Genomic DNA, 4,002 nt, shown 5'->3' on the forward strand with positions numbered 1-4,002 from the left:
GGCTGACGTCATCGCGAGCAAGCTCGCTCCCACAGGGATCTCGGGTGTTCACAAAACCTGTGGGAGCGAGCTTGCTCGCGATAGGCCGCAGGCCGCTCTCAGCGTTTCACAGCAACCGGCTGATTCAACTCAGCCCGCTTGCTCAGCAAATCAAACACCGCCGGGTACGCCGGCCGTTCGATGTAGCGCCCGGCCCCGCGTTCGGCCCGCAGGTCGCCGTCGGCCCAGACCACGCGGCCCTGGCTGATGGTGTGGCTGGGCACGCCGCGCACGGTCTTGCCTTCGAAGATGTTGAAGTCCACCTGCTGATGGTGGGTCGTGGCGGAAATGGTCCGGGTGCCTTGCGGGTCCCACAGCACCAGGTCGGCATCGGCACCGACGCGGATCGCGCCTTTGCGTGGGTAGAGGTTGAAGATCTTCGCCGTGTTGGTGGACGTCAGCGCGACGAATTGCTGCATCGAAAAGCGTCCGCTGTTCACGCCTTCATCCCACAACACCGCCATGCGGTCTTCGATGCCGGCGGTGCCGTTGGGGATCTTGCTGAAGTCGTCGCGGCCGGCGGCTTTTTGCTCGGCGCAGAAGCAGCAGTGGTCGGTGGCGGTGGTGTGCAGGTTGCCCGATTGCAGGCCATGCCAGAGCGCCTCTTGATGGCCGCGAGGGCGGAACGGCGGGCTCATCACGTAACCGGCGGCGGTTTGCCAGTCCGGATCGCGGTAGACACTGTCGTCCAGCAGCAGGTGCCCGGCTAGTACTTCGCCGTAGACCGGTTGCCCTTTGCCCCGAGCGTAGGTGATTTCGTCCAGCGCTTCCTTGGTCGAGACGTGGACCAGGTACAGCGGCGTGCCCAGGGTTTCGGCGATGCGGATCGCCCGGCTCGCGGCTTCGCCTTCAACCTGGGAAGGGCGCGACAGGGGATGCGCTTCCGGCCCGGTGATGCCCTGGGCCATCAGTTTGCGTTGCAGGTGATACACCAGTTCACCGTTTTCCGCGTGAACGGTCGGCACCGCGCCCAGTTCCAGGCAGCGTTCGAAACTCGCCACCAGGGTGTCATCGGCGGCCATGATCGCGTTCTTGTAGGCCATGAAATGCTTGAAGCTGTTGACGCCGTGCTGGCTGACCAACTCGGCCATTTCCTCGCGGACCTGCTCGCTCCACCAGGTAATGGCGACGTGAAAGCCGTAGTCCGACGCCGACTTCTCGGCCCAGCCGCGCCACTGATGGAAGGCTTCGAGCAAGGATTGCTGCGGATTGGGAATCACGAAGTCGATGATCGATGTGGTGCCGCCAGCCAGTCCCGCCGCCGTGCCACTGTAAAAGTCCTCGCTGGCCACAGTGCCCATGAAAGGCAGTTGCATGTGGGTGTGCGGGTCGATGCCGCCGGGCATCAGGTACTGGCCGCTGCCGTCGAGCACTTCGGCGCCTGCAGGTATATCGAGATTTTCGCCGATGGCCTTGATCACGCCGTCTGCGCAATACACATCGGCGCGATAACTTTCATCATGGGTAATAACGGTGGCGCCACGGATCAACAGAGACATTCCGAGTTCCTCGCAGGCAATGACCGACTTATGCCGGTTCTAGATGTTTTATTCAAAACAGCCCGCACAGAACTAAACCTGTCAACGCTGTCAGGATTAAACGCTAGCTGCACTTATCAGAATCGGCAAGAATATTTTTTATAAGCTTATGCTGTTATTAACTAATTGATATTTAACGATTAAATACAAGAATCACCAAAATGGTGAGACCACTCACCATTTTGACGCACTTGACAGGATCGAAAAATAGTCAAGATTTCCTATGTGAAATCAGCTGTTTGAGTATGGTCTATGGTTGATGCGCAGCCATTGAAAAAAAGATCAACGCACCAGTTTGAGTCCTGACTGTCCGGACAACTTGCCTGGCATTTGGCCTGAGTGGCCTGACAAATAGTCGAGTCAGCGAATAAAACTGATAAACATCAGTTGGTTGCAATGTGTTTATGGAACTGCCCGATGCGTAATCGGGGTACACGGCACGTTTATTGATGCCGCCAGCCCCTGATGAGCAACAATAATCAAAAGAACAGTGGAGCGGCCATGCAACAGATCAGATCGCAAGTGACCGAGCGCGACGGCTTGTTCGAGCTCGAAGCCGGCAGCGATGTCCTCGACAGTCCCCGTTACAACCACGACATTGCACCCACCAAGGTGCGCGAACGCACCTGGAACAAATGGCACATCACCGCGCTGTGGGTGGGCATGGCGATCTGCGTGCCGACCTACACCCTCGGCGGTGTGCTGACCGCGTATTTTGGCCTGACCGTCGGCGAAGCGCTGCTGGCGATTCTGTTCGCCAATATCATCGTATTGATTCCCCTGACGCTTAACGCCTTTCCCGGCACCAAGTACGGCATTCCCTTTCCGGTGTTGCTGCGCTCGTCCTTCGGCGTGCTCGGTTCCAACATTCCGTGCCTGATCCGGGCCCTGGTGGCGTGTGGCTGGTTCGGCATCCAGACCATGTTCGGCGGGCTGGCGATTCACCTGTTCCTCGGCTCGGTGTTCGAGGGCTGGAAATCCCTGGGCGGCACCGGCGAGGTCATCGGCTTCATGGTGTTCTGGGCGCTGAACCTGTGGGTGGTGATTCGCGGCGCCGAGTCGATCAAATGGCTGGAAACCCTGTCGGCGCCGCTGCTGGTGCTGGTGGGCGCAGGCCTGCTGGTCTGGGCCATGCCCAACGTGTCGATGAGCGAATTGCTGGCGATTCCGGCCAAGCGCCCCGAAGGTGCCGGCGTGGCCAGCTACTTCGCCGCCGGGCTGACGGCGATGGTCGGCTTCTGGGCCACGCTGTCACTGAACATTCCGGACTTCAGTCGCTACGCAAAAAGCCAGAAGGACCAGATCGTCGGGCAGATCATCGGTTTGCCGCTGACCATGTTCCTGTTTGCCTCCCTCGGCGTGGTGATGACCGCGGCCTCGGTGAAGCTGGTGGGGGTGACGGTGTCCGATCCGGTGACCCTGATCGGCCATATCCAGAGCCCGGTGTGGGTCGCACTGGCGATGGCGCTGATCATCATCGCCACGCTGTCGACCAATACAGCGGCCAACATCGTGTCGCCGACCAATGACTTCCAGAACATCGCGCCCAAGGCCATCAACCGCACCAAAGCGGTGTTGCTCACCGGGTTTGTCGGGTTGGCATTGATGGCCCATGAGCTGCTGAAAAAACTGGGCCTGATTGTCTCGGACGTCAGCCTCGAAACCGTCTATTCCAACTGGTTGCTTGGCTATTCCAGCCTGCTGGGGCCGATTGCCGGGATCATGGTGGTGGACTATTTCCTGATCAAGAAACAGCAACTCGACCTTGCCGGCCTGTACCGCGATGACGTGTATCCGGCGTGGAACTGGTGCGGTTTCCTGGCCTTTGGCGTGCCGGTGGTGTTGACGCTGCTGTCCCTGGGCAGCGATGCGTTCAGCTGGTTCTACAGCTATGGCTGGTTTACCGGCTCGGCGCTGGGTGGGATTATTTATTATGGGTTGAGTGTGATGCGAGTCGATCCGTCGGTAGCGAAATCTCCGGTGTGACGACTGGCCCCATCGCGAGCAAGCTCGCTCCCACAGGGGATTTGTAAACGCTGGAGATCCAATGTGGGAGCGAGCTTGCTCGCGATGAGGGCTTTGAATCCACCGACGAAACACCTGAAAAATCCATAAGAACAGCCTGAGGAGATCATCATGAACGCTGTCGTCGACGTTCTGCAGTCCAACCATCAGCACATCAACCGCGACCGCCTGTGGCAATCGCTCATGGAGCTGGCCAGGCTCGGCGCCACGGTCAAGGGCGGCGTGTGTCGCCTGGCCCTGACCGATCTCGACCGCCAGGCCCGGGACATTTTCGTCAAATGGTGTATCGATGCCGGCTGCACCGTCAGCATCGACGCCGTCGGCAACATCTTCGCTCGCCGTCCCGGGCGCAACCCCGACCTGCCGCCGGTGATGACCGGCAGCCACATCGACACCCAGC

The 4,002-nt window shown here is 59.6% G+C and carries 2 protein-coding genes and 1 pseudogene; 2 read left to right on the forward strand and 1 reads right to left on the reverse strand.

Features of this window, described 5'->3' with window-relative positions; genetic code table 11:
- Positions 1-98 precede the first annotated feature (98 nt).
- On the reverse strand, positions 99-1,538 hold the full coding sequence (gene hydA, locus AC1DVH_RS27200; protein WP_477756401.1) for a dihydropyrimidinase: 1,440 nt from the start codon (positions 1,536-1,538) through the stop codon (positions 99-101).
- A 540-nt stretch (positions 1,539-2,078) separates the two neighbouring features.
- Here hydA and AC1DVH_RS27205 point away from each other — a divergent pair.
- Together AC1DVH_RS27205 and AC1DVH_RS27210 are read left to right on the forward strand one after the other, a co-directional pair.
- The gene (locus AC1DVH_RS27205) at positions 2,079-3,563 is read left to right on the forward strand and encodes an NCS1 family nucleobase:cation symporter-1 (RefSeq protein WP_477756402.1); all 1,485 of its coding nucleotides are present in this window, start codon (positions 2,079-2,081) and stop codon (positions 3,561-3,563) included.
- A gap of 150 nt (positions 3,564-3,713) precedes the next feature.
- Positions 3,714-4,002 (forward strand): annotated as a pseudogene (locus AC1DVH_RS27210) (Zn-dependent hydrolase); the annotation flags it as partial.

The organism is Pseudomonas sp. P4_C3 (genome assembly GCF_056402075.1).

Bases quoted from the DNA above. Each gene is read 5' to 3' on its own strand.
- hydA (WP_477756401.1), bottom strand. From the start codon at position 1,538: ATGTCTCTGTTGATCCGTGGCGCCACCGTTATTACCCATGATGAAAGT.
- AC1DVH_RS27205 (WP_477756402.1), top strand. From the start codon at position 2,079: ATGCAACAGATCAGATCGCAAGTGACCGAGCGCGACGGCTTGTTCGAG.